This is a genomic window from Rhizobium sp. CB3090 (assembly GCF_029714285.1).
Classification (GTDB): Bacteria; Pseudomonadota; Alphaproteobacteria; order Rhizobiales; family Rhizobiaceae; genus Rhizobium.
The window spans coordinates 3003060-3028100 of record NZ_CP121662.1 but is presented as its reverse complement, the minus strand read 5'-3'; the positions used below and the strand labels follow the sequence as shown (position 1 = coordinate 3028100).

Below are 25041 nucleotides of genomic sequence, written 5' to 3'. Positions count from 1 at the left end.
ATCCATGTCCCTCGTTCACGAAATCGACTACGGCACACCCGCCTCCCAATCCGAAACCTTGGTGACGCTCACCATCGACGGGCGCCAGATTACAGTGCCGGAAGGCACGTCGATCATGCGCGCCTCGATGGAAGCCGGGATTGAGGTGCCGAAGCTCTGCGCCACCGATATGATGGATGCCTTCGGCTCCTGCCGGCTCTGTCTCGTCGAGATCGAAGGGCGCAACGGTACGCCGGCCTCATGCACGACGCCGGTGGCGCCCGGTATCGTCGTGCATACGCAGACGGGCCGACTGAAGGACATCCGCCGCGGCGTGATGGAACTCTATATTTCGGATCACCCGCTGGACTGTCTGACCTGCGCCGCCAATGGCGATTGCGAATTGCAGGACATGGCTGGTGCTGTCGGCCTGCGCGATGTGCGCTATGGCTATGAGGGCGACAACCACGTCAAGGCGCGCAACAACGGCGAAATCAATCTGAAATGGGCGCCGAAGGACGAGTCCAATCCCTATTTCACCTTTGATCCCGCGAAGTGCATCGTCTGCTCCCGCTGCGTGCGCGCCTGCGAGGAAGTGCAGGGCACCTTTGCGCTGACCATCGAGGGCCGCGGTTTCGACTCGCGCGTCTCGGCCGGTATGCATGAGAATTTCATCGACAGCGAATGCGTTTCCTGCGGTGCCTGCGTGCAGGCCTGCCCGACTGCGACGCTGACCGAGAAATCGGTGATTTCGATCGGTCAGCCGGAACATTCTGTCGTCACCACCTGCGCCTATTGCGGCGTCGGCTGCTCGTTCAAGGCGGAAATGCGCGGCGAGGAAGTGGTACGCATGGTGCCGTGGAAGGATGGCCAGGCCAATCGCGGTCATTCCTGCGTCAAGGGCCGCTTCGCTTACGGTTATTCGACCCACAAGGACCGTATCCTCAATCCGATGGTCCGCGAGAAGATCACCGACCCCTGGCGCGAGGTCACCTGGGATGAGGCATTCGCTCACATCGCCACCGAGTTCAAGCGACTTCAATATCAGTATGGCCGCGACTCCGTCGGCGGCATCACCTCGTCGCGCTGCACCAATGAAGAGACCTACCTCGTGCAGAAGCTGGTGCGCGCCGGCTTCGGCAACAACAATGTCGATACCTGCGCCCGCGTCTGCCACTCGCCGACCGGTTACGGCCTCGGCCAGGCTTTCGGCACTTCGGCCGGCACGCAGAATTTCGACAGCGTAGAGCAATCCGATGTCGTCGTCGTCATCGGCGCCAACCCGACGGATGGTCATCCGGTCTTCGGCTCGCGGCTGAAGAAGCGGCTGCGCCAGGGCGCCAAGCTCATCGTGATCGATCCGCGCCGCATCGATCTGGTGCGCACGCCGCATGTCGAGGCGAGCTATCATCTGCCGCTGAAGCCGGGCACCAACGTCGCCATGCTGACGGCGCTGGCCCACGTCATCGTCACTGAGGGCCTGTTCGACGAGAAATTCATCCGCGAACGCTGCGACTGGTCCGAATTCGAGGATTGGGCCGCTTTCGTCGCCGAGCCGCAGCACAGTCCGGAGGAAACGGAAAAATACACCGGCGTTCCCGCCGATCTCGTGCGCGGTGCTGCCCGCCTCTATGCCAAGGGTGGTAATGGCGCAATCTATTACGGTCTCGGCGTCACCGAACACAGCCAGGGCTCGACGACGGTCATGGCGATTGCCAACCTCGCCATGGTAACGGGCAATATCGGCCGTCCGGGTGTCGGCGTGAATCCTCTGCGCGGTCAGAACAATGTGCAGGGCTCGTGCGATATGGGTTCGTTCCCGCACGAACTGACTGGCTATCGTCACATCTCAGACGACGCGACGCGCGATGTCTTCGAAAAGCTCTGGGGCGTGAAGCTCAACAACGAGCCTGGCCTGCGCATTCCCAACATGCTGGATGCGGCCGTCGAGGGCACCTTCAAGGGTCTCTACATCCAGGGTGAGGATATCCTCCAGTCCGATCCGGATACCAAGCATGTCGCCGCCGGTCTTGCCGCGATGGAGTGCGTGGTCGTTCACGATCTCTTCCTGAACGAGACTGCCAACTATGCGCATGTCTTCCTGCCGGGCTCGACCTTCCTGGAAAAGGACGGCACCTTCACCAATGCCGAGCGCCGCATCAACCGCGTGCGCAAGGTGATGAGCCCGCTCAACGGTTATGCCGATTGGGAAGTGACGCAGAAGATGGCCCAGGCCATGGGTCTTGATTGGAACTATGCGCATCCGTCCGAGATCATGGACGAGATCGCCGCGACGACGCCGACCTTCGCCCTGGTCTCCTACGACTATCTGGAAAAGATGGGCTCCGTGCAGTGGCCCTGCAATGAGAAGACGCCGCTCGGTTCGCCGATCATGCATGTCGACGGCTTCGTCCGCGGCAAGGGCAAGTTCATCCGCACCGAATATGTCGCGACCGACGAGCGCACCGGCCCGCGCTTCCCGCTCCTGCTCACCACTGGGCGCATTCTCAGCCAGTACAATGTCGGCGCGCAGACGCGCCGCACCGAGAACGTTGTCTGGCATGCGGAGGATCGCCTGGAAATCCATCCGCACGATGCGGAGCAGCGCGGCATCCGCGATGGCGACTGGATCAAGCTCAGCAGCCGCTCCGGCGATACGACGCTGCGCGCGCTGATCACCGACCGCGTGGCTCCCGGCGTCGTGTATACGACCTTCCATCATCCCGACACGCAAGCAAACGTCATCACGACGGACTATTCCGACTGGGCGACGAACTGCCCCGAATACAAGGTGACGGCGGTGCAGGTCTCGCCCTCCAACGGTCCGTCGCAATGGCAGATCGATTATGACGAACAGGCGCGGCAATCTCGCCGGATTGCCGGGAAAATGGAGGCGGCTGAGTGAAGGTTCATTGGCAGAACCCCTCCCCAACCCCTCCCCACAAGGGGGAGGGGCTAAGCCACAGTGCCTTTGATGCATCTCGAGAATCAGAAGGGCCGATATTCCTGGAGCTGCAGCACTACGAGAGGCTGGAGTTTTGTGTTGGGGAGTGCCACGATCTAGCCCCTCCCCCCTGTGGGGAGGGGTTGGGGAGGGGTTTCTCGTGACTCGTTTCAACCCTACCACCACCGCCACTGAGACCGTGCGCCGCAACGGCATTGTCCGCTCCGGATCGCGCACCGTGCCGGAAGAGGTGCCGATTGCTTTTTCCTATGGCGGCTCCTCGCATGCGGTGATGATGGGGACGCCTGCCGACATCAACGATTTTGCGGTTGGATTCAGTCTGACCGAGGGCATCATCACCAATATCGGTCAGATTGCCGCAGTCGAGCCGATCGAGGACGAGCAGGGGATCGATGTGCAGATCACCTTGATCGATGACGCTGCGGATGCGTTGCGTGCCCGGCGGCGGCATATGGCCGGGCCGGTCGGCTGCGGGCTCTGCGGCATCGAATCGATCGAGCAGGCGGTGCGGAAGGTACCGGATGTTTCGACGGTCGCGCTGACGGTCTCGCATGCGGACATCGTCAAGGCAGTCGCTCTTTTGAGCGACGCGCAGTTGCTGAACCGCGAGACCCGTGCTGTGCATGGGGCGGGCTTTTATATTCCGGGCGAGGGATTGATTGCCGTGCGTGAGGATGTCGGGCGCCATAACGCGTTAGATAAGCTCTGCGGCGCCGTCATCCGTTCCGGCCACAAGGGCTCCGAGGGCGTCGTTGCCGTCACGAGCCGTCTTTCCGTCGAAATGGTGCAAAAGGCTGCAATACTGGGCAGCTCCGTCCTTGTTGCCATTTCTGCGCCGACGGCACTCGCCATCCGCACCGCCGAGGCGGCCGGCATGACGCTGGTGGCACTGGTGCGTGGCGACGATTTCGAGATTTTCACCCATCCGCAGCGCATTACTCCAGGGAGCATCGCCGATGTCGCCTGACGAAACACCCCACGGCAAAACGTCAGCCAAGCTCGTCTATATGGCGAACCAGATCGCCACTTTCTTCAAAACGCAGCCAGCCAATGAGGCGGTGCAGGGCGTTGCAACGCACATCAATAAATTTTGGGAGCCGCGTATGCGGCGGCAGTTTTTCGAAATAGTCGATAGTGGAAACAGCGGGCTGGATCCCCTAGTGCTGGAGGCCGCCGCCTTGATCCACAGGCCGGAGCCAGTTAAGCAGAACTGATGCAGCCTTAGTATTAGGAATTGGTAATAAGAAAGAGGAGAGGAGGAGTCTGCCTACCTACACACTTTAAAGTAGAATAATTATAAGTCCCAAGTCTCTGAATCAAGGAGGAGTTGTTCATGACGACTGCGGAAACAGATATTTCAAGAGAAACTGTAACATCAGGTTTGCTCGATCGCGAGCGCATTATCGCCAAGCCCGGCTTCAACCGATGGCTGGTGCCACCGGCAGCCTTGGCGATCCATCTTTGCATCGGCATGGCTTACGGCTTCAGCGTCTTTTGGCTGCCATTGTCGAAAGCGCTGGGCATATCGCCGCCGCCGGCCGAATGCACCAGTCTCAATCTTCTTTCTGCCCTCGTCACCACCACTTGTGACTGGCGCGTCAGCGATCTTGGCTGGATCTATACGTTGTTCTTCGTGCTGCTCGGTTCTTCGGCTGCCATTTGGGGCGGCTGGCTGGAGCGGGTCGGGCCGCGCAAAGCGGGCGTCGTCTCGGCCTGCTGCTGGTGCGGCGGCATTCTGATCGCCGCAATCGGAGTCATCTTCCATCAGCTCTGGCTGATGTGGATCGGCGCAGGCGTCGTCGGCGGCGTAGGTCTCGGTCTCGGCTATATCTCGCCGGTGTCGACGCTGATCAAATGGTTTCCCGATCGGCGCGGCATGGCGACGGGCATGGCGATCATGGGCTTCGGCGGTGGAGCGATGATCGGCGCGCCACTCGCCAACCTTTTGATGACCAGCTTCCGCGGCGACGGCTCAGTCGGAGTCTGGCAGACATTCATCGTCATGGCGGCGATCTATTTCGTCTTCATGATGGGCGGCGCTTTCGGCTATCGCCTGCCGCCGGCCGGCTGGCGTCCGGAAGGTTGGACGCCGCCCGTCGCCAAGAGCACGATGATAACCACCAAGCACGTGCATTTGCGCGATGCCCATAAGACCAAGCAGTTTTGGCTGATCTGGGCGGTGCTGTGCCTCAACGTCTCAGCCGGCATTGGCGTCATCGGCATGGCTTCGCCGATGCTGCAGGAAATTTTCGGCGGTGCGCTGATCGGTCTGCCGGATGTGACGTTCGCCGCTCTCAGCAAGGACCAGGTGGCGGCCGTGGCTGCGATCGCTGCCGGCTTTGCCGGCCTGCTGTCGCTCTTCAATATCGGCGGGCGCTTCTTCTGGGCATCGCTCTCCGACAAGATCGGCCGCAAGAACACCTATTATTGCTTCTTCGTCCTCGGCATCGCGCTTTACATGCTTGCTCCCTGGGCGGCGGGTATTCATAGCAAAGTGCTGTTCGTCGGCGCCCTCTGCATCATCCTGTCGATGTATGGCGGCGGTTTCTCCACCATCCCGGCCTATCTCGCCGATATCTTCGGCACGCAGTTCGTCGGTGCCATCCATGGCCGGTTGCTGACCGCCTGGGCGACAGCCGGCATCATTGGCCCGGTGGTCGTCAATTATATCCGCGAGGCGCAAAAGGCGGCTGGCGTCGAAGGGGCGCAGCTTTACACCTTCACCATGTACATCCTCGCCGGCATGCTGGCGCTGGGCCTGATCGCCAATGCGCTGGTGAAGCCGCTTTCGGACAAATGGTTCATGTCGGATGGCGAGGTTGCGGCTCTGCAGGCGAAAAGCGCTGCGGCCAATGCCGGCCCGACGGGCTCCTTCGGCATTGGCAGGGGCGGCCTTGACGCGAAGGCGTTGATCGCCTGGGCGATCGTCGGCATCCCGCTGCTTTGGGGTGTCTGGGTGACGATCAAGAGCACCTACGCGCTGTTTGGCTGAACCCCAGACATATTGATTGCATAAAGAAAGCCGCCTCGGAAAACCGGGGCGGCTTTATCTTTGTTCTTTGCCAATTCCGGGCGGAAAATCGCTGAGCGCGTTTCCTGAAACCGCTTCAGGCGGCGACGAGTTCGTCCGTTTCGTTTTCCTTGAACATCTTGGCGAGGTTGAGGAAGCAGATCATGCCGCTTTCTGTGGCGATGATGCCTTCGCAATAGGCGCGGTCGAAGGAGGCGGTGACTTCCGGGACCGGCTGAACCTGGCTCGAGGAGATCGTCAGGATGTCGGAGACGCGGTCGACCAGCATGCCGATGACCATGTTGTGGACTTCGGCAACGACGATGGCGCTGCGTTCATTCGCGACCGTGCTCTTCATGCCGAGCTTGTAGGCGAGATCGATGATCGGAATGACCGAGCCGCGAAGATTCATGACGCCGATGACATCGGCCGGCGAATGGGGGATCGGCGTCGACGGCGCCCAGCCGCGGATTTCGCGGATCGTGGTGGTCTTGACGCAGAACTCCTGATCATGAAGCCGGAAAGCAATGATCTCCAAAGTGTCGCCGCTGAAGCTGGTGGAATTGATCGTGGCCATGAACATTCTTCCCGTTGTAGCACGGCGCCAAATCTGGCGCGCTATCATGAAGATAGCGGAAGAATGTTGCTCAAACCTAAACCGCAGAAGAGATTTCGGCAGGATATACTTGAAGTCTCTCTAAAGGCTGGCTTATTGGGCCAGCACCTTATCGACCTGTTCCAGCGCCCAATCGACCTGGTCGCGGGTGATGACCAATGGAGGCGCAAAGCGGATCGTGTGGTCATGCGTATCCTTGGCGAGCAGGCCGAGGTCCTTGAGCTGATAGCAATATTGCCGTGCCCCGCCGGCTTCCGGCACCAGCTCCACCGCCATCATCAGGCCGCGGCCGCGCACGTCCTTGACGATATTCGAGCGGATCGAGCGCAGGCCTTCGAGGAAATAATCGCCCATGACGGCGGCATTCTCGATCATGCCCTCCTCGGTGAGCACGCGCAGCGCCGCGCGAGCAACCGCGCAGGCCAGAGGATTGCCGCCAAAGGTGGAACCATGCTGGCCGGGCTTCAGGACGCCGAGCACTTCGGAATTGGAGAGCACGGCGGAGACGGGGTAGAAGCCGCCTGACAGGGCTTTGCCGATCAGCGTCACGTCGGCCTCGATGCCTTCGTGCTCTTCGGCAAGCAACTTGCCGGTGCGGCCGAGGCCCGTCTGGATTTCATCGAGGATGAGGGTGACGTTGTTGATAGTGCAGAGTTCGCGCACACGGGTGAAATAGCCTGGCGGAGGAATGATGACCCCGGCCTCGCCCTGGATCGGCTCGATCAGCGCCGCAACGGTGTTTTTGTTGATCGCGGCGGCAAGAGCGTCGGCATCGCCGAAGGGGATGGTGCGGAAGCCCGGCGTATAGGGGCCGAAGCCGGTACGGGCATCAGGATCGGTCGAGAAGCTGATGATGCTCAGCGTCCGGCCGTGAAAATTGTTGGAGCAGACGATGATTTCCGCCTGGTTCTCCGGAACGCCCTTCACCTCATAGCCCCACTTGCGCACGGCCTTGATGGCCGTCTCGACGGCTTCGGCGCCGGAGTTCATCGGCAGGATCTTATGCGAGCCGGTCAGCGCCGCCAGCTCTTCATAGAGATAGGCGAGCTGGTCGTTGCGGAAGGCGCGGGAGGTCAGCGTCAGCTTGCCGGCCTGCTCGATCATCGCCTCGCGGATTTTCGGGTGGCAATGGCCCTGATTGACCGCCGAATAGGCGGAGAGACAGTCGAGATAGCGCTTGCCGTCGGTATCCCAGACATAGACGCCTTCGCCGCGCGTCAGCACGACGTCCAGCGGCTTATAATTATGGGCGCCGAGGCGCTGTTCGGTGGCGATGAGATCGGTCGATACGCTCATGATAATTTCCCCCCAGACCTATGCTGCCCTTGTCGGGCGATCGAAAATCCTCCGTCCGAAGAGGCTCGCTGCCATCTCCACCATGACGCGGGCGCTCTTGCCGCGATCGTCGAGGAAGGGATTGAGCTCGACCAGATCGAGCGACGAGACGAGACCGCTGTCGGACAGCATTTCCATGATGAGATGGGCTTCTCGGAAGGTCGCGCCGCCCGGTACAGTCGTCCCGACACCCGGCGCGATATCCGGATCTAGAAAATCGACGTCGAAGCTGACATGCAGCAGGCCGTTGGCGGCGCTGATCGTGTCGAGCACCCGGCGCATGATCGCGGCCACGCCCTGCTCATCGAGAGAGCGCATGTCGAAGACATTGACGCCGTGCTCGCGGATTTCCTGGCGCTCGTGCGGATCGACGGAGCGTATGCCGACTTGGAACACCCTCTTCGGATCGACCAGCGGACGGGAGGCCGGCAGGATATCGGCAATCTCGGCTTCGCCGCAGAAGAAGGCGACCGGCATGCCGTGAATATTGCCCGACGGAGATGTGGCCGGGGAGTTGAAGTCCGAATGCGCATCCAGCCAGAGTACGAACAGCGGCCGGCCGACCTCGGCGGCATGGCGGGCCATGCCGGAAACGCTGCCCATAGAGAGGCTGTGATCGCCACCGAGGATCAGCGGAAAGCCGCCGGATGAGGCAACTTCGTAGACCTTGGCCTCCAGAGCACGGGTGAAGGCGCCGACGACCTTCAGGTTATGGGCTTTCGGATGGTCCGGCAGATCGGCGGCGGGAGCCGGATGCAAGTCGCCGCTGTCGGTGACGCGATGGTTGAGTTCGGTCAACATCGTCTCGATGCCGGCGATACGCAGGGCAGTCGGTCCCATGCCAGCGCCGCGGCGGCCGGAGCCTTCCTCGAGCGGAACGCCGATCAGCGTGATGGATGTGGATTCAACGTTCATCGGCAGCGCTCCAATCAGCGCATAAGCCCGAAAAGTGCGAAGCGGTTTTCGGAAAGGCTTATGCGTTATCCCAGATTCAGGTTGGTTATCGATCTCGATTATCGATGAGGGAGATGACAGCAAAAAGATGGAAAATTGTCGAAAATCGAGTAGTCTTCGACAGATTGACCAGCATGATTTAGCAGAATGATAAGCCCATGGATGATCTAGATCGCGACCTCCTGAGCGCGCTGCGCCACAACGCCCGCACTTCCGTCTCATCTTTGGCGGCAACGACCGGCGCCTCGCGCGCCACGGTGACGGCGCGCATCGAACGGCTAGTCGACAACGGCACCATCACCGCCTTTACGATCAGAACCGGCCATGAAGCCCGCTCCGCAGGAGTGCGCGCGATCGTCATGATCGAGGTGCTCGGCAAATTGGCGGACAAGGTCGCCGATCAGCTTCGCGGCCTGCCGCAGGTGAGGGCGCTGCACAGCACCAACGGCAAATGGGATTTCATCGCTGAACTGGAAGACCGCGATCTCGCCTCCTTCGACGAAACGCTGCGCCGGATTCGCTTGATCAACGGTATCAACACGACGGAATCCAATATCTTGCTGAAGACGAGCAAGATGGGGTTTTAAGGGAGGCTTTCAAGCCTCGCGAAAACCCCACCCCAAACCTCCCCACAAGGGGAGGGGGCCATATACCGTAACCTTTGCGTGCCTGATCTGTGCCCACAAAAGTAGAAGATCTGAAATCTCAACAAGATGAGGCAGTGTTGTTTTGGTCAGGCCGCTCAACGAGTTAACTCCCTCCCCCTTGTGGGGAGGGTTGGGGAGGGGTCTTTTGCCTCAAGCTATTAATTAATACTCATGCTCATAGACGATCCCGGCTTCGCCCGCGCCGTCCGAGCCGGCCGCACCCCGCAGCTTGACGCCGCGTCCGACATCGAGGTTGATGATCGCCTTGGTGTTGTTGGCGGCGCCCTGCTGCAATTCGATATAGGTGCGCTTGTTCAGATATTTGCCGGCGCCGACCTGGGCTTGGCCCTTCGAGTCGGTGGTGACGTCGAGATCGTCGACGCCGAGATGGCTGCGCAGGCCCTCGAACAAAGATGTGGAGCGGCCGCCGGCGAGCTGGCTTGCGGCATCGGCAAGCTGGGCGATCTGCAGGGCTGAAAGCTTCGACATCGATTGGCCGAAGATCAGTTGCGCCAGCACCTCGTCCTGCGGCAGGGCAGGCGAGGAGGAGAAGCTGATCTTCGGGTCGGTCGCCAGACCCGTGACGTCGACGGTGATGGTGGTGGAATTCACGGTCGACGTGGCCTCCATGTCGAGGGCGGGCGTCAGGTCGCCACCGAAGGTAATCTTGCTGGAATTGGTGAAATCCAGGCGACGGCTGAGGATGGTCAGGCGGCCGCGCCTCATGGTGAAGCCACCTGAGACGACCGGATCCGCCGCAGTGCCGCGAACGGTGATGCTGCCGCCGAGTTCCGCATCGATGCCGCGGCCGCGGACAAAGATCTGCGAGGGCGCATCGAGCTGCAGGTCGATGCCGAGAGTGGTGGATTTGTCGCGAGGGCCCTGGGGCTTCTGATCCCTGAACTGGGCGCTGACGGCGGCCGGTGCGTTCTTGTGTTTGATATTGATCTCGGAAAGCGAGGCCGGCAGCTTTTCCGGCACGGTGATCGATGCCTTGCTGAGCTTCAGATTTCCGCTGAGCACAGGAGCGGTCAGCAGCGGTCCCTTGATGCCGAGCGTACCGTTGATGGTCGCCGTCACTAACGTGCCGTCGACATAGGTGGCATTGTTGAATTTCAACTGGATATCGGCCGGAAAGCCACTGTCCGGAGCAATGCCGACCGTGCCGCTTGCCGATACGCTGCCGCCGCTGGCGAGATTGCCGTTGAGCCGCGAGATCACAGCCTGTCTGCCGTCCAGTGTGACGGTGACGGCGAGGCCGTTGAGGGTGAGGTTGCGGCGGACATCGACGAGCTTGGCGCCGTCGGTGGAGATCGTGCCTGTGACGGCGGGTGCTGCGGTCGTGCCGGCGATCTGAATATCGATCTTCGCCGTGCCCGTCATGCTGAGGCCCTGCGCGGCAAGTTGGCCTGCCACCGCGTCGAAGGGCAGGGTACCGGAGAATTTCATCGCCAAGGCCTTGTTGCCCGCGATGGCGACGGTGCCGCCGCCGTTGAGCGCCAGGCCATTCTGGCCGGTGAGGTTTGTGTCGATAGTGACGATATTGTTGGCGAACTGCCCGTTCGCCTTGATGCCGAGCGGGCCGAGGCCGGCCGATTTCGTCTGGCTGGTCGCCGCACCCGACCAATTGGTCTGAAAGGCGACGACGGGTGCGGCCGGCTTGCCGGTCACCGTCACCTTGCCGGAAATCGCGCCTTCGGCCGCAAGCGTCGGCGCGAAGACATTGGCAAGGCTGGCGGGCAGGTTGGCGATCTCAGCGGTAATATTCAGCATCTGTCCGGCCGTACCGCTGACCGTCACCGAGCCGCTGCCGGTCCGGATCGCCAGGCCGTCCAGCGTTGCCGTGCCGTCCTTGACGACGATCTTGGTCGGCGATGCCAGCTTCACCGGTATGGTGCGCGGAGCGCCAGCAAAATTATCGAGGCTGACAACCGTCTGGCCGCCGCCGGTTTCGACATTGCCATTGGCGGTCAGCGGCGCGTTGTCGTAGTTCGATTTGAGATCGAAAACGGTGCGGCTGCCTTGTTGGGTGAAGGTCAGCCCGAGATCGGTAATACGGTTGGCGCCGGAGGCGATGGCGGCGGCGCGGATACTACCATTGGCGGAAAAGGCCTTGAGATCATCGACGGTCAGCGCGATGGCCGGCTTGTCGATCGAGAGATCGTCGCGGCGGATGCCGCTGCCGCTGGCGTCGACCTTCAGCCCGATCTTGCCATTGGTGCTGGAGAGATCGAGCGAGCCCTTGAGATCGCCGTCAGCCTTTTGCCCGGCCAGGGCCGCGAGCAGGCTAAGGTCAGGCAGATCGAAGTTCAACGCGCCTGACGGTTCGAAACTTGGCGAAAGATCCAGCTTGCCCTGCAGCTTGTTGGCGCCGACTTCGACGGCAAGCTTCGGAATGCTGGTGCGGCCGTTCTGCGAGATCGCATTGGCCGTAATGCTGATCGGTTTGCCGTCGATTGCGCCGTTCGCCTCTACGCTCGCCTGTGGCGCATTCGGATCGGCGGTTCCGGTAAGCGCCATATCAAGCGTATCCAGCAGGCGGCCTGCCAGCTTGACGTTGACGGCCTTCACCGTTGCGTCGATGCCGAGTGCGGTCAGCGGACCCTTGGCCTTGAGGCCGATATCCGCCTGTCCTTCGGCATTCGGAACGAGCTTGGAGAGATCGAGCAGTTTACCGGTGATCTCCGATGTCAGCATCTGGCCATCGAGCGCGGCGCTGCCGCTGATCTCGCCGACATTGGATTTCAGGGCCAGATTGGAAAGATTCATCTTCGTCGGCACTGTGCCGGCAACCTGGCCTTCGAGCGAGATGGTCCCCTCGAACTTGTCCGACACACCTTCCGGCAGCACGGCAGGCAGCGCAAACGTCTTGAAATTGCCGGTGAGCGACTTCGACGACAGCGTATATTTGCCGTTGACGGTGCCGCCGATACTGGCGCTTTCCAGCGTCGTGTTGTTGAAGCCGATCGTGTCAGGTGAGAGCTGCAAGGGCGCCGTCAGCGCGACCGGCGCGCGGATCAGGCGGTTGAGATCGGGGCTGATGAATGCGGTCTGGCCGATCACGAGGCGAAGCTGCAGCGGGCCGGACCCGTCGGTCAGGTTGAAAGCATCGCTCTTGGCACTGAGGTTCACCTGGCCGATCCGGCCTTGCGGCGTGCTGGCGCTTTCGAGCGAAGCCTTGGCGTCGATCTTCACCGACTGCGCCTGGCCCGTCAGCGCGACATCGGCACGCGAAATCATCGCCCGCGCCTCGCCGTCTTCCATCGGCCAGCGGAAATCTACCGGCCCCGATGTGCCGAGCAGATTGGCGTTGAGACTGTTATTGCCTGAGGGATCGAGCGTGCCCGAGGCGGCGATGATGACGCTGCCGGTGGCGAGATTGCCGGTCTGGATGTCGATCTTGCCCTTGCCGTCGAAGGTGGCGGCAAGGTCGATCGTCGTCTGGCCAGCGAAGAGGGGACGGAAGGTCGGCGGCAGCAATGAATCGACGTCGCCGCCGCCCTTGACGTCGATGCGGTGAAGCCCATCGGCGGAAATGGCATGATGGCCATTGATCGACACCGTCGGTTTGCCATCGAGCGCGGCCTGCAGCTTGCCGGCCCAGTTCGATAGCGGGCCTTCGCCGGAGAGATTGATGTTGATCGCCGGCCCGCCCGGCAGATGCAGCATTCCGGCGAGCATGCCGTCGCGCGGTTCGGCGATTTCGGCCTTCAGGTTCAGGCGGTTTTCGGCCGGCGCAAAGGCAATGGTGGTGGAGAGCTTGGCATCGGGGACATCCTGGCGATTGGCATCGAGGACGAGGTCGACGCTGCTGCTGTTTGCCTTGACGCTGCCATTGGCGGCAAGGGCGAAATCCTGGCCGGCAACGGCCTGCCCGATGCGAAGATTCGGCAATGCGATAGCGCTGATATCGACGGCGATGGGCAGTGAGAAGCCCTTGTTTTCGGTCGCCGCCGCCTGCGGCTCTGCCGCTTTTGCCGTTGAAACCGGCAAGCGCTGAAAATCGACCGTGTCGGCGGCAACGCGATCGGCATGGAACGTGCCGGTCAGCAGCGAAACCGGCGACCAGTCGAGGGCGAGATTCTGGACCTTCGCGAAGGTGCCCTTGGTGTCGGTAACTGTGATCGAGCCGACGCGAAGGTTGCCAGTCAAGAGGCCAGACGGAGCAGTAATCGTAATGGTCTGGTCGGGCGTAGAGACGAGCTTTGCCACCTGGTCGACGGCGTAGCCGGTTGCGGCCGGCACAAAGCCGACGATGAGCACGGCGGCGATCGCAAGCACGAGGATTACCACAAGCGCATAGACGATGAGGCGCACCAATGTCCCGAGAATTCGAATCAACATGCTCATGAGAGCGACAGTAACCTCAATTTTTGTAACCGCGTGCTGAACCGTCTGCAACTGTACGGCGTGTCAGAAGGCTTGACCGATGCCGGCATAGATGCCGTATGCCGTACCATTCTCATATTTATTGAGCGGGACGGCGACGTCGAGCCTGATGGGACCGAAGGGTGTAGCGTAGCGCACACCGACGCCTGCGCCAATGCGAACATCGGAAAAGTCAGGAAAAGTGCTGCCGGTGACGCTGCCCATGTCGACGAAGGGTACGATGCCGATCTTGTCGGTGATCTTGATGCGGGCTTCAATCGAGGCGGTGGCATAGGAGCGGCCGCCGAGCGCATCGCCATTGGAATTATAGGGCGTGATTTCCTGGTAGGCGTAGCCACGTACCGAGCCGCCGCCGCCGGCATAGAAACGCCGGGTCGCCGGAATGTCGGAGATACCGTTGGAACCGATCAGCGAGCCAAGGGAAAGCTTGCCGGCGAAGACGACATCATCGTTGGCGCCGACGCCCTGGTAACCGGAAATCGACCCCTCGAAGGAGCTGAACACCGTGCCGCCCATTGCTTCATAGCTCGGCTTGGCGCTGATCGAGGCGCGATAGCCCTCGGTCGGATCCAGCTTGTTGTCGCGCGTGTCCCTGACATATTCGAGCGGGATCGCCAGCGTCAGATAGTTTTGATCGCCATAGGCAGCGGTGCTGTCTTGCTCATAGCTCACTTCGCCGCCGCCGGAGATGGTGTCCCGGTCGGTCAGCTCGTAGGCAAGGCTGCCGCTCGCGGTAATGGTGTCGGCATCATAGGCATCCGGATGCAGGCTTTGCATCTTCAGGGCGGCGGTGAAGGTTGCGGAAGGGTAGAAGGTCGCGGGCCGGACATAGGTAATGCCGGCGCTATAGTCGAGCTGGCCGACATCGGTCGTTTCGCCGATACGGGAGACCGATCCCTCGATGCGCAGCGAATCGGCGCGGCCCGTCAGATTGCGATGGCCCCAATAGCCCTGCAGGCCGAAACCGTCGATGGTGGAATATTGCGCGCCGACGCCGAAATAGCGTTGCTTGCCCTCGGACACTTCGATGGTCATGGGAATGCTGCCGTCCGGCGCGAGCTTGTCGGCCTCGCGGATGGTGACACTGGAAAAGACGCCGAGCTTGCGCAGGCGGTCGGAAGCTTTCTTCAATTCGTCCGGCGAATAGGGTTTGCCCTCATTGATGCGGGCATAGCGCTTGATGAAATCCGGATCGACCGATTTCTGGCCGCTGACGCCGACATTGCCGATGGGCGCCACCGGGCCGCTTTCGACGCTCAGCGCAACATCGACCCTGTTTGTCTCGTGATCGGCGACGACATCGCGCTTGATGAGTTTGGCGAGCGGATGGCCTTCGTTCTTGAAGTCGGCGACGATCTTGTCGCCGGCTTTCAGGATCGTCAGCGACCCGGCATCGCCGCCGGGTACAAGCCCATAACTCGCGGGATCGAGGCCGCGCGCATCGCCGAGCAGGCTGATCTTGCCAAGCGTGAAGACGGGGCCCGGATCGACGCTGATGTTGACCTCAACCGGCTTCGCACGGCCGAAGGTGGGATTCGGCGGCAGCGCATCGATATTGGTGCCGCTGACGGTGATGGTGACCACGCCGCCATAGCGCGCTTTTTCATAGAGGGTGGCGATCAGCCGGTCGCGATCGTCGCGCGCCTTGATGACGACGCCGAGGTCGCCGGAAACGGGCTTCTTCCTGTCCGAAATCAGCATGGAACTTTCGGTCAGGGCCTCCTTGAGATCCTTGTCGAGATTGTCCGTCTTGAAATCGACGGTGTAATGAACGGGATCGGAAACCTCATCTTTAGTATCGTCCTCGCCCCAGAGCGTCATGCCGAACAGTTTGAAGGCAAATGCGTTTCCGGCATAAAGCGGGCCGAGCACAATGGTTGCCGCAACCGCCATTACGGTGCCTGCTCGCCGATACGCAATACTCTTCCTCGGACCAGTTCTTTTATGCATGCGCCGCTTTACGGTTATATAAGAACTTTCTCAGTTTGGCGTTTCCCCCGGGTTAACGCGCGGGCCACCATAGAGGCAAAAGCGTCTCGCGTGTACCTTTTTAGACTCAAAAACCTGCAAAAGACCGCTGGCGAAATAAAAAATCCCGGATTTTCATCCGGGACTTAGGGCTATTTCAGTGCGCTCTACGGGGCTGACGACGGTCTCTCTCCCTATTCATTGCTTCGATCCAGCGTTGCAATTGGTGTCATTTCCACCAGATCGACGCCAGATTTACACCTCTCAAACAAGAAGAGACGAGGAGCCCGAAATCAAAAAGTCCCGGACCTCAGGCCCGGGACTTCGGTGTCTCGATCGCTATACGATCAGTAGCCGCCATTGTAGTAGCTGCGACGATAGCCACCGCGCGGGCAGTCGTCGATGTAGCGGCGGCCATAGCGGTCACGGTAGTAGCACTGACCGGGCTGTTCGGCGACGCTGCCGATGACAGCGCCCGAAACACCGCCGATCGCGGCGCCGACGGCTGCACCGCGGACGTTACCGGTCACGGCGCCGCCGATGATGGCGCCGGAGGCAGCGCCGATGCCGGCGCCTTGTTCAGTCGGGGTGCAGCTTGCGATAGACAAGCCGACCAGTGCGAGCATAAGGGCTTTCTTCATTTACTCTCTCCAACGTTAGTTAAGCCGGTACCCCGGCCAACGCCGTCCCCAATTTTTCCAGCTCCACCACGATGGGCTGTCCTTGCAGTCCTGCAGCTAAGAAGAAATATCGTGCAAAATATGTTTGTCCATTGGGCACTTGCGGTTTTTTTGGTGCTAAACTCGCGGCGTCTACATTCGGTAAACAAAAGAGACCGAGCGGAAGAAAAAACCACGGTCTTTCTAAAGTAGAGGTTGATCGGACTACAAAAAAGTCAAATGATGGCCGTTGCCTCTGGAGGAGAGGCGAGGAGGAAAATATGTCAAGAGTGACTTTGACGGTGAATGGCCGGACGGTCAGCGGCGAGTGCGAGGATCGCACGCTGCTCGTCCATTTCATCAGGGAAAAGCTTGGCCTGACAGGAACCCATGTCGGCTGCGATACGACCCAGTGCGGCGCCTGCGTGATCCACATGGACGGCAAATCGGTCAAGAGCTGTTCGATCCTGGCCGTGCAGGCCTCCGGCTCGGATATTACAACCATCGAGGGTCTGGCCGCCAATGGTGAACTGCATCCCGTTCAGGCCGCCTTCAAGGAGCATCACGGCTTGCAATGCGGCTTCTGCACGCCCGGCATGGTGATGACGGCCGTCGACATGATCAATCGCCATGGCGGCACGCTGGACGAGGAGACGGTGCGCGCCGAGCTTGACGGCAATATCTGTCGCTGCACCGGCTACCACAATATCGTCAAGGCAGTCCTTTCTGCCAATGCTGAGATGCACGCCGCCAGGCAGGCGGCCGAATAAGATTTCACCGAGATTGTCTGGCGAACGCCAACGACCGTTATCTTGGCGGCTTGCCGACCCCGGAACCCCAATGGGAGGATATCATGGGCGTTGAAGGCATTGGCGCGCGCGTCGCGCGCAAGGAAGACAAGCGATTTCTGACGGGCAAGGGGCGCTATACCGACGATATGGTGGCGCCGGGCATGAAGTATGCCTATTTCGTCCGCAGCCCGCATGCGCATGCGAAGATCACCGGCATCGACGCCTCGCCTGCATTGGCCATGCCGGGCGTGATCGGCGTGCTGGACGGCAAGCAATTGCTGGCCGATGGCATCGGCAATCTCATCTGCGGCTGGATGATCCACTCCAAGGACGGCTCGCCGATGAAGATGGGCGCGTGGCGGCCGCTGGCGGTCGATACCGTGCGCTATGTCGGCGATGCCGTGGCGATCGTGGTGGCCGATTCGCTCGGCGAAGCCCGCGATGCGGCTGAAGCCGTCGTGGTGGATTATGAAGAGCTTCCTGCCGTTATCGAGGCGGTCGAGGCGCTGAAGCCCGGCGCGCCGCAGATTCATGCGGAAGCGGCCGATAATTTGATCTTCGACTGGGAACTCGGCGATGCCGCCGCGACCGACAAGGCGATCGCCGAAGCGGCGCATGTCACCGAGCTCGAAATCCACAACAACCGGCTATCGCCGAATGCCATGGAGCCGCGCGCGACCCTCGGCATCTATGATGCCGGTGACGATCACTATACATGCTACACCACCAGCCAGAACCCGCATGTGGCACGGCTGGTCATGAGCGCCTTCTACAATGTCGCGCCGGAAAACAAGCTGCGCGTCATCGCGCCTGATGTCGGCGGCGGCTTTGGCTCCAAGATCTATATCTATCCAGAGGAAATCGTCTGTCTCTGGGCGTCGAAGAAGACCGGCGTGCCGGTCAAATGGACAGCCGATCGTACCGAAGCATTCCTGACCGACGCGCATGGTCGCGATCATGTCTCCAAAGTAAAGATGGCCTTCGATGACCAGAACCGCATCACAGCGTTGAAGGTCGATACCATCGCCAATCTCGGCGCTTACATGTCGCTCTTCTCGTCGTGCGTGCCGACCTATCTCTATGCGACGCTGCTATCAGGCCAATACGCGATCCCGGCGATCCACGCCAATGTTCGCACCGTCTATACCAATACGGTGCCGGTCGACGCCTATCGCGGTGCCGGTCGTCCGGAGGCGACCTACCTGCTGGAGCGCACCGTCGAAACGGCGGCACGCGAGCTCGGCGTCTCACCCGCGGAACTCAGGCGAACCAACTTCGTCCGCTCCTTCCCCCATCAGACGCCGGTCATCATGAATTACGACGCCGGCAACTACGAGGCATCGCTGGATGCCGCCATGCAGCAGGCTGATTGGAATGGTTTCCCCGCTCGCAAAGCAGCGGCGGCGGCGCGCGGCATGAAGCGCGGCATCGGCATGAGCTGCTATATCGAGGCCTGCGGGCTTGCCCCCTCTCAGGCGGTCGGTTCGCTCGGCGCCGGTGTGGGGCTGTGGGAATCGGCGGAAGTGCGGGTGAATGCTGTTGGCACCGTCGAGGTGCTCACCGGTTCGCACAGTCATGGCCAGGGTCATGAGACGACCTTCGCACAGCTCGTCGCCGACCGATTCGGCGTGCCGATCGACAGCGTATCGATCGTACACGGCGACACCGACAAGGTTCAGATGGGCATGGGCACCTATGGCTCACGCTCCGGCGCGGTCGGCATGTCCGCCGTGGTGAAGGCGCTCGATAAGGTGGAAGCCAAGGCGAAGAAGATCGCTGCGCATCTGATGGAAGCCGACGAGAGCGATATCGTCATCGAAAACGGCGAGGTCAAAGTCGCCGGTACCGACAAGTCGCTGCCCTGGTTCCAGGTGGCGCTGGCCGCCTATACCGCGCATAACCTCCCCGCCGGCATAGAGCCGGGGCTGAAGGAAACCGCTTTCTACGATCCGGCCAACTTCACCTTCCCCGCCGGCTGCTACATCTGCGAGGTCGAGGTCGATCCGGAAACCGGCAAGACCGAGATTATCCAGTTCGTTGCTGCCGATGATTTCGGCAACATCATCAACCCGATGATCGTCGAAGGCCAGGTGCATGGCGGCATCGCGCAGGGTGTCGGACAGGCGCTGCTCGAGGCCGTGCATTACGATGCCAGCGGCCAGCTGCTGACGGCGAGCTTCATGGACTACGCCATGCCGCGTGCCGACGATCTGCCGTCCTTCAATCTGTCGCATCAAAACACGCCCTGCCCGAACAATCCGCTGGGGGTCAAGGGTTGCGGCGAGGCGGGCGCCATCGGCTCTCCGCCGGCGTTGATCAACGCGATCACCGATGCGATCGGCAACAATGCCCTGACCATGCCTGCCACGCCGCTCAAGGTGTGGGAAGCGGCCCGGGTCGTGGCCTGAGATAAGGGGAGGAGAAAACCATGTACGCAACCAACTATCACCGCGCCTCCTCGGTCGACGAAGCCGTCAAGCTTCTGTCGGACGCGACGGAGGGTAAATATGTCGCCGGCGGCATGACGCTGATCGCGACCATGAAGCAGCGTCTGGCTTCACCGGGCGATCTCGTCGATCTCAGGCATATCCCGGCGCTGAAAGGCATCCGCGTCGACGGTCGCAGGGTAACGATCGGCGCTGCGACGACGCATGCGGAGGTCGCCTCCTCGGCGGCGATCCGCGCCGTCTGTCCAGCGCTCTGCGATCTTGCCGGCATGATCGGCGATCCGCATGTCCGCCATATGGGCACGATCGGCGGCTCGATCGCCAATAACGATCCGGCGGCGGATTATCCTTCGGCCATGCTGGGCCTGGGCGCTACCATCGTGACCGACAGGCGTCAGATCGCAGCCGATGATTTCTTCACCGGTCTGTTCGAGACGGCGTTGGAAGAGGGTGAGCTGATTACCGCCATAACCTTCGAGGCGCCGGAAAAGGCCGGCTATGCCAAGTTCCGCAATCCGGCTTCCCGCTACGCCATGACGGGCGTCTTCGTCGCCAAGGGAACGGATGGCGTGCGGGTCGCAGTCACCGGCGCGGGCGCGGATGGCGTGTTCCGTCACGGGAGCATGGAGCAGGCGCTTACGGCAAACTGGTCGCCGGATGCGCTCGCCAACGCGACCGTCGATTCGTCGACGCTTCTGGCCGATCTGCATGCCACGGCGGAATATCGCGCCAATTTGATCAAAGTCATGGCCAAGCGTGCGGTGGCCGCGGCATAAATCGCTCACAGAAAGGCCGGAAGGGCGGGTCCGCCCGCTCTTCCGACTTCGTACGTCTGGACATAGGCTTGATTGTCAATTCTCGGTGATTGATAATTCTTGTCTGGAATTGTTCAAAATTAAGGGCCATTTGCCGCAGCGAGTGCGAAAGCGATGCGGAGGGGTTGACGTGCAGACCGGCAAACATGAAAAACGGTCGCATGGTTCTGGAGCAGATGATGGATTTCGAAGCATTTTTTAAAGGTGAACTGGACGGCCTGCACAAGGAAGGCCGGTACCGCGTGTTCGCCGATCTGGAGCGTCAGCGCGGCAACTTTCCGCGCGCAACCTGGCATACGCCTGAAGGCTCCAAAGATGTAACGGTCTGGTGCTCGAATGACTATCTCGGCATGGGCCAGCATCCGAAGGTGATCGAAGCCATGAAAGAGGCGATCGATCACTGTGGCGCGGGTGCAGGAGGCACCCGGAATATTTCCGGCACCAGCCACTACCATGTTCTGCTCGAGCAGGAGCTCGCCGATCTGCACGGCAAGGAATCAGCGCTGATCTTCACCTCCGGCTATATCTCCAACTGGGCGACGCTCGGCACGCTCGGCGCCAAGATCCCCGGCCTGATCATCTTCTCCGACGCGCTGAACCACGCATCGATGATCGAGGGCATCCGCTACGCCAAGTGCGACAAGGTCATCTGGAAACATAACGATCTCAATGATCTCGAAGCCAAGCTGAAGGCTGCCGATCCGAAGGCGCCGAAGCTGATCGCTTTCGAAAGCGTCTATTCGATGGATGGCGACATCGCGCCGGTCAAGGAGATCTGCGATCTCGCCGATAAGTATGGTGCGATGACCTATCTCGACGAGGTGCATGCCGTCGGCATGTATGGTCCGCGCGGCGGCGGCATTGCTGAGCGCGAAGGGCTGATGGACCGGCTGACGGTGATCGAGGGCACGCTCGGCAAGGCGTTCGGCGTCATGGGCGGCTATATCGCCGCCTCGGCCGCACTTTGCGATTTCATCCGTTCGTTCGCCTCCGGTTTCATCTTCACGACCTCGCTGCCGCCGGCCTTGGCGGCGGGCGCCGTCGCTTCGATCCGGCATCTGAAGGTCAGCCAGTTCGAACGCGCTCGCCATCAGGACCGGGTCCGCAGGCTGCGCACCCAGCTTGATGCCTCCGGCATTCCGCATATGCCGAACCCGAGCCATGTCGTGCCGGTTTTGGTCGGCGATGCTGCCAAGTGCAAGTGGATCTCGGATCTGCTGCTCGATATGGGCGTCTACGTCCAGCCGATCAACTATCCGACCGTGCCGAAGAAGACGGAGCGCCTGCGCATCACACCGACGCCGCTGCATTCGGAAGCCGATATCGAGCATCTGGTCGGTGCGCTGCATGCGCTCTGGTCGCGCTGCGCGCTGGCAAGGGCAGTCGCGTAAAAGGCGGCTTTCTCAGCATGCCGTGCCGGGATTGACAGGCACGGCTTCTGGCACAATTGAAGCGGTTCTCATTGCGGAAATGTCGGCGCGCAGCCCATTTCCGCAATGATTTTTTATACTGCAGAGGTCAGCCGCGGCTTCCCAAGGCCAGGCGGCATGCAAGGCCGGCAAAGACCGTCGCCAGGAGATATTGCGGCAGCTTCGGAATGCGCTTGATCGCCGAGAGGCGACCTCGGATGTGGCTGCCGAGCATTATGACGGAACCGTTCACCAGGAAGCCGATCCCATTCAGGATGGTAGCGAGTAGCGCCATCTGGATGACCATCGAGCCACCATTCGGATCGACGAATTGCGGAAACAGGGCGAGCACGAACAAGGCCATCTTCGGGTTCAAGATATTGGTCGCGAGACCCTCGATGAAGATGCGCCGGCCCGAAAGACGCTTGAGTCCGGCCGAGGGCGCGAAGGCAGATCCTTGCGAACGCAGAGTCTTGAAGGCCAGATAGAGCAGATAGGCGCAGCCCGCCCAGCGCACGATCTCATAGGCAATCGGCACAGTCAGGAAAAGCCGCGACAGGCCAAGCGCTGCGGCCATGGCATGGCAATAGGTGCCGAGCGCAATGCCCGCATAGGTCAGGAAGCCGGCGGATCGGCCTTGGCTGACGCTGCGCGAGGCGATGAGGAGCATGTCGGGGCCGGGCGTGGCGGTCAGCACCAGCGCCGCAGCGGCAAATAGAATGAGCGTTGAGAAGTCCGGCATCTTGATTCCTTTGAAAATGAGGCCGGAATTCCTCTCTACCATCATTGCCAGGAATGGCAACTGTCGCTCATCGGAAGGCGACAGCAGCCGATCACTATGCTTGCCAGGCCTGTAATTGCGCGAGCGAAGCCGTCGCCCCGCCGCATGCGATGATCAGGATTCGCTCATAATCTGCCAATCGATCGGCATGGGAATATGCGACCGCCAATGCTGCGCCGCAGGCAGGCTCCACGAGCACGCGATGGTCGTCGAGGAAGCGCATGCATGCGTTGACGGCAGCGCGATCATCCACGACAACGCTATCGACGGGCTGGGTCTCAGCGATTTCGAAGGCGCGCTGGCAGATCTTTCGGGCGCCAAGCGAAGTTGCGATGCTGGTAATGGCGGGCAGTTCGATGAGCTTACCGGCCTTGACCGAGGCCGCGAGCGATGCCGCGCCTTCGGTTTCGGCAGCTATGATCGGAATTCCCTGAAGTCCATTGCGTGTCAGCCCTTCCGCGACGCCAGCCAGAAGCCCGCCGCCGCCGACCGAAAGAACGACCGCGTCGAACGGGACCGCTGCTCTCACGACTTCATCGATGATCGTCGCATGACCTGTCCACACAAGCGGATCGTCAAACGGGTGAATGAATGCGGTTTCCGCGTCAATCGCCTCAAGCGCGCGCTCGTTTGCCTCTTGCCAGGACGCGCCGTGGACGAAGACCTCGGCGCCCTCCTGGCGGATCAGCGATATTGCCCATTCGGTCGTCGTCTCCGGAACGAAGACCGACACCGGGATCGAGAGGCGGCGTCCGGCATAGGCCACTGCGATGCCGGCATTGCCTCCGGAGGAGGATACAAAGCGGCGCTTTCCGCTTCTGGCGTGATGCTCGCACGCTGCCCCGATGCCGCGGATTTTGAAGGAGCCAGGCGGCTGAAGCGCATCCATCTTTAGCCAGATGGATCGTCCTGTCGCCGCGCTGAGGGAAGGGGATTCGAGCAGCGGAGTTTCGAGATGCAGTGCCATGGAAAGACCCTCGCCAACAAAAAAATTCACTGATCTGCCTGTGAGAGCAGTCATCCGCTTCCGGCTTTCACGCCTTCTCGCGGGCGTGTTACGCCGCCTTTTCCTTTTGCGCGACAAGTGCGCTGGCGCGGCTGCGGGCCTCATCGTCGGCGGCAAAGACCGCATCCATCGTTTCGGCGCTGCCGATAACGATCATCTGGTCCATGACCGCTTCGGCGATATCGGCCATTTCGAGGAAGCCGATGCGTTCGTCGACAAAGGCCTGGAAGGCAATCTCTTCGGCGGCATTCATGACGGCGCCCTGCAGCCCGCCGCGTTCCAGCGCAGTGCGGGCAAGGCGCAGTGCCGGAAAGCGGACCTCGTCCGGCGCTTCGAAATCCAGCCGAGCCAGTTTGGCAAAATCCAGCCGCTCGACATCCAGCTTCGGTCGGGACGGATAGTTCAGCGCATAGCCGATGGCCGTGCGCATGTCCGGACAGCCGAGCTGCGCCAGCACCGAGCCATCGGTATAGCCGACCATCGAATGAACGATGGATTGCGGATGGACGATCACCTCGATCTGATCCGGACCGACATTGAACAGATGTTTGGCCTCGATCATCTCCAGCGCCTTGTTGAACATCGAAGCGCTGCCGATGGAAATTTTCAGGCCCATCGACCAGTTCGGATGCGCACGCGCCGTCGCTGCCGTGACATTCGCCATCTGCTCGCGCGACCATGTGCGAAAGGGGCCGCCCGAGGCGGTCAGAATGATCCGCTCGACCGCATGCTGCTGGTCATCCTCGAGCGCCTGGAAAATCGCGCTGTGTTCGCTGTCCACCGGAATCAGCCGCCCACCGCCTTCGCTGACGGCACGGACGAAAAGATCGCCGGCGGAAACCAGGCATTCCTTGTTGGCGAGCGCGATATCGGCGCCCCGGCGCGCGGCCTCCAGCGTCGGCGCAAGCCCCGCCGTGCCGACGATCGCCGCCATCACCCAATCGGAAGGAATCGAGGCGGCCTCGATGAGGGCGTTCCGGCCTGCGGCCGCGGCAATGCCGGTTCCGGCAAGTGCCGCCTTGAGATCGTGATAGCGGTCCTCATTAGCGGTGACGGCGAGAGCGGCGCCGCAGGCTTTTGCCTGGTTCGCCAGGAGATCGATATTGTCATGCCCGGTGATTGCGGCGATATCGAAGGCTTCGCGTCCGCCCAATTGGGCGATGACGTCGAGCGTGTTTTGTCCGATCGAGCCGGTCGAACCCAATATCGTCAGGCGGCGCGGCGCCTTGCTCCCGGTGGTCATTCCAGTATCCGCATCTTGCTGTGATCG

General features: G+C 61.2%; 18 protein-coding genes. 9 read left to right on the top strand and 9 right to left on the bottom strand.

Going from position 1 to position 25041, the window contains the following annotated elements:
- Window positions 1-4 precede the first annotated feature (4 nt).
- The 4 genes from fdhF to QA646_RS14525 all read left to right on the top strand — a co-directional run bounded on the left by fdhF (window position 5) and on the right by QA646_RS14525 (window position 5936).
- The gene (fdhF, locus tag QA646_RS14540) at window positions 5-2884 is read left to right on the top strand and encodes a formate dehydrogenase subunit alpha (protein ID WP_283056125.1); all 2880 of its coding nucleotides are present in this window, start codon (window positions 5-7) and stop codon (window positions 2882-2884) included.
- Between the two features lie 199 nt (window positions 2885-3083).
- A complete protein-coding gene (gene fdhD, locus QA646_RS14535) occupies window positions 3084-3911 on the top strand; it encodes a formate dehydrogenase accessory sulfurtransferase FdhD (RefSeq protein WP_283056124.1) in 828 nt (275 codons plus the stop codon).
- Window positions 3901-4158, top strand: a complete 258-nt coding sequence (locus tag QA646_RS14530) for a formate dehydrogenase subunit delta (RefSeq protein ID WP_283056123.1) — start codon at window positions 3901-3903, stop codon at window positions 4156-4158. The genes fdhD and QA646_RS14530 overlap by 11 nt, the downstream gene beginning before the upstream one ends.
- 119 nt (window positions 4159-4277) lie before the next feature.
- Window positions 4278-5936 (top strand): OFA family MFS transporter, encoded by a 1659-nt coding sequence (locus QA646_RS14525; protein ID WP_283056122.1) that lies wholly within the window; start codon window positions 4278-4280, stop codon window positions 5934-5936.
- 115 nt (window positions 5937-6051) lie between these two features.
- On the opposite strand, the gene QA646_RS14520 is transcribed toward QA646_RS14525, so the two are convergent.
- The 3 genes from QA646_RS14520 to rocF all read right to left on the bottom strand — a co-directional run bounded on the left by QA646_RS14520 (window position 6052) and on the right by rocF (window position 8820).
- Complete coding sequence (locus QA646_RS14520) at window positions 6052-6531, bottom strand: chemotaxis protein CheW (protein ID WP_028751249.1); 480 nt, start codon at window positions 6529-6531, stop codon at window positions 6052-6054.
- A gap of 132 nt (window positions 6532-6663) precedes the next feature.
- Entirely contained in the window at window positions 6664-7866 is a 1203-nt protein-coding gene (gene rocD / locus QA646_RS14515) for an ornithine--oxo-acid transaminase (RefSeq protein ID WP_283056121.1), read from the bottom strand.
- A gap of 18 nt (window positions 7867-7884) precedes the next feature.
- Window positions 7885-8820: an arginase gene (gene rocF / locus QA646_RS14510; protein ID WP_283056120.1), complete on the bottom strand. Its 936-nt coding sequence runs from the start codon at window positions 8818-8820 to the stop codon at window positions 7885-7887.
- A gap of 197 nt (window positions 8821-9017) precedes the next feature.
- Between rocF and QA646_RS14505 the strand changes: the two genes are divergently transcribed.
- Window positions 9018-9446 (top strand): Lrp/AsnC family transcriptional regulator, encoded by a 429-nt coding sequence (locus tag QA646_RS14505; RefSeq protein ID WP_283056119.1) that lies wholly within the window; start codon window positions 9018-9020, stop codon window positions 9444-9446.
- Between the two features lie 222 nt (window positions 9447-9668).
- Here the strand turns inward: QA646_RS14505 and QA646_RS14500 are convergent, their stop codons facing one another.
- From QA646_RS14500 to QA646_RS14490, 3 genes are all read right to left on the bottom strand, one after another.
- Window positions 9669-13856 (bottom strand): translocation/assembly module TamB domain-containing protein, encoded by a 4188-nt coding sequence (locus tag QA646_RS14500; RefSeq protein ID WP_283056118.1) that lies wholly within the window; start codon window positions 13854-13856, stop codon window positions 9669-9671.
- A 63-nt stretch (window positions 13857-13919) separates the two neighbouring features.
- Complete coding sequence (locus QA646_RS14495) at window positions 13920-15845, bottom strand: autotransporter assembly complex family protein (RefSeq protein ID WP_283056117.1); 1926 nt, start codon at window positions 15843-15845, stop codon at window positions 13920-13922.
- A gap of 365 nt (window positions 15846-16210) precedes the next feature.
- Window positions 16211-16504, bottom strand: a complete 294-nt coding sequence (locus QA646_RS14490; RefSeq protein WP_283056116.1) for a glycine zipper domain-containing protein — start codon at window positions 16502-16504, stop codon at window positions 16211-16213.
- Window positions 16505-16803: 299 nt separating this feature from the next.
- On the opposite strand from QA646_RS14490, the gene QA646_RS14485 reads away from it, so the two are divergent.
- The 4 genes from QA646_RS14485 to hemA all read left to right on the top strand — a co-directional run bounded on the left by QA646_RS14485 (window position 16804) and on the right by hemA (window position 21966).
- Window positions 16804-17292, top strand: coding sequence for a (2Fe-2S)-binding protein (locus QA646_RS14485; RefSeq protein WP_283056115.1), 489 nt, complete (start codon window positions 16804-16806; stop codon window positions 17290-17292).
- Between the two features lie 83 nt (window positions 17293-17375).
- On the top strand, window positions 17376-19721 hold the full coding sequence (locus QA646_RS14480; protein WP_283056114.1) for a xanthine dehydrogenase family protein molybdopterin-binding subunit: 2346 nt from the start codon (window positions 17376-17378) through the stop codon (window positions 19719-19721).
- 20 nt (window positions 19722-19741) lie between these two features.
- A complete protein-coding gene (locus tag QA646_RS14475; RefSeq protein ID WP_283056113.1) occupies window positions 19742-20536 on the top strand; it encodes a xanthine dehydrogenase family protein subunit M in 795 nt (264 codons plus the stop codon).
- 218 nt (window positions 20537-20754) lie between these two features.
- Window positions 20755-21966 carry a 5-aminolevulinate synthase gene (hemA, locus tag QA646_RS14470; protein WP_283058878.1) on the top strand — a complete coding sequence of 404 codons (1212 nt, stop codon included), beginning with the start codon at window positions 20755-20757 and terminating at the stop codon, window positions 21964-21966.
- Window positions 21967-22093: 127 nt separating this feature from the next.
- Here hemA and QA646_RS14465 read toward each other — a convergent pair whose 3' ends face one another.
- From QA646_RS14465 to dxr, 3 genes are all read right to left on the bottom strand, one after another.
- Window positions 22094-22726, bottom strand: coding sequence for a LysE family translocator (locus tag QA646_RS14465; protein ID WP_283056112.1), 633 nt, complete (start codon window positions 22724-22726; stop codon window positions 22094-22096).
- Between the two features lie 94 nt (window positions 22727-22820).
- Window positions 22821-23732: a pyridoxal-phosphate dependent enzyme gene (locus QA646_RS14460; protein WP_283056111.1), complete on the bottom strand. Its 912-nt coding sequence runs from the start codon at window positions 23730-23732 to the stop codon at window positions 22821-22823.
- An 88-nt stretch (window positions 23733-23820) separates the two neighbouring features.
- Window positions 23821-25014 (bottom strand): 1-deoxy-D-xylulose-5-phosphate reductoisomerase, encoded by a 1194-nt coding sequence (dxr, locus tag QA646_RS14455; protein WP_283056110.1) that lies wholly within the window; start codon window positions 25012-25014, stop codon window positions 23821-23823.
- Window positions 25015-25041 lie beyond the last annotated feature (27 nt).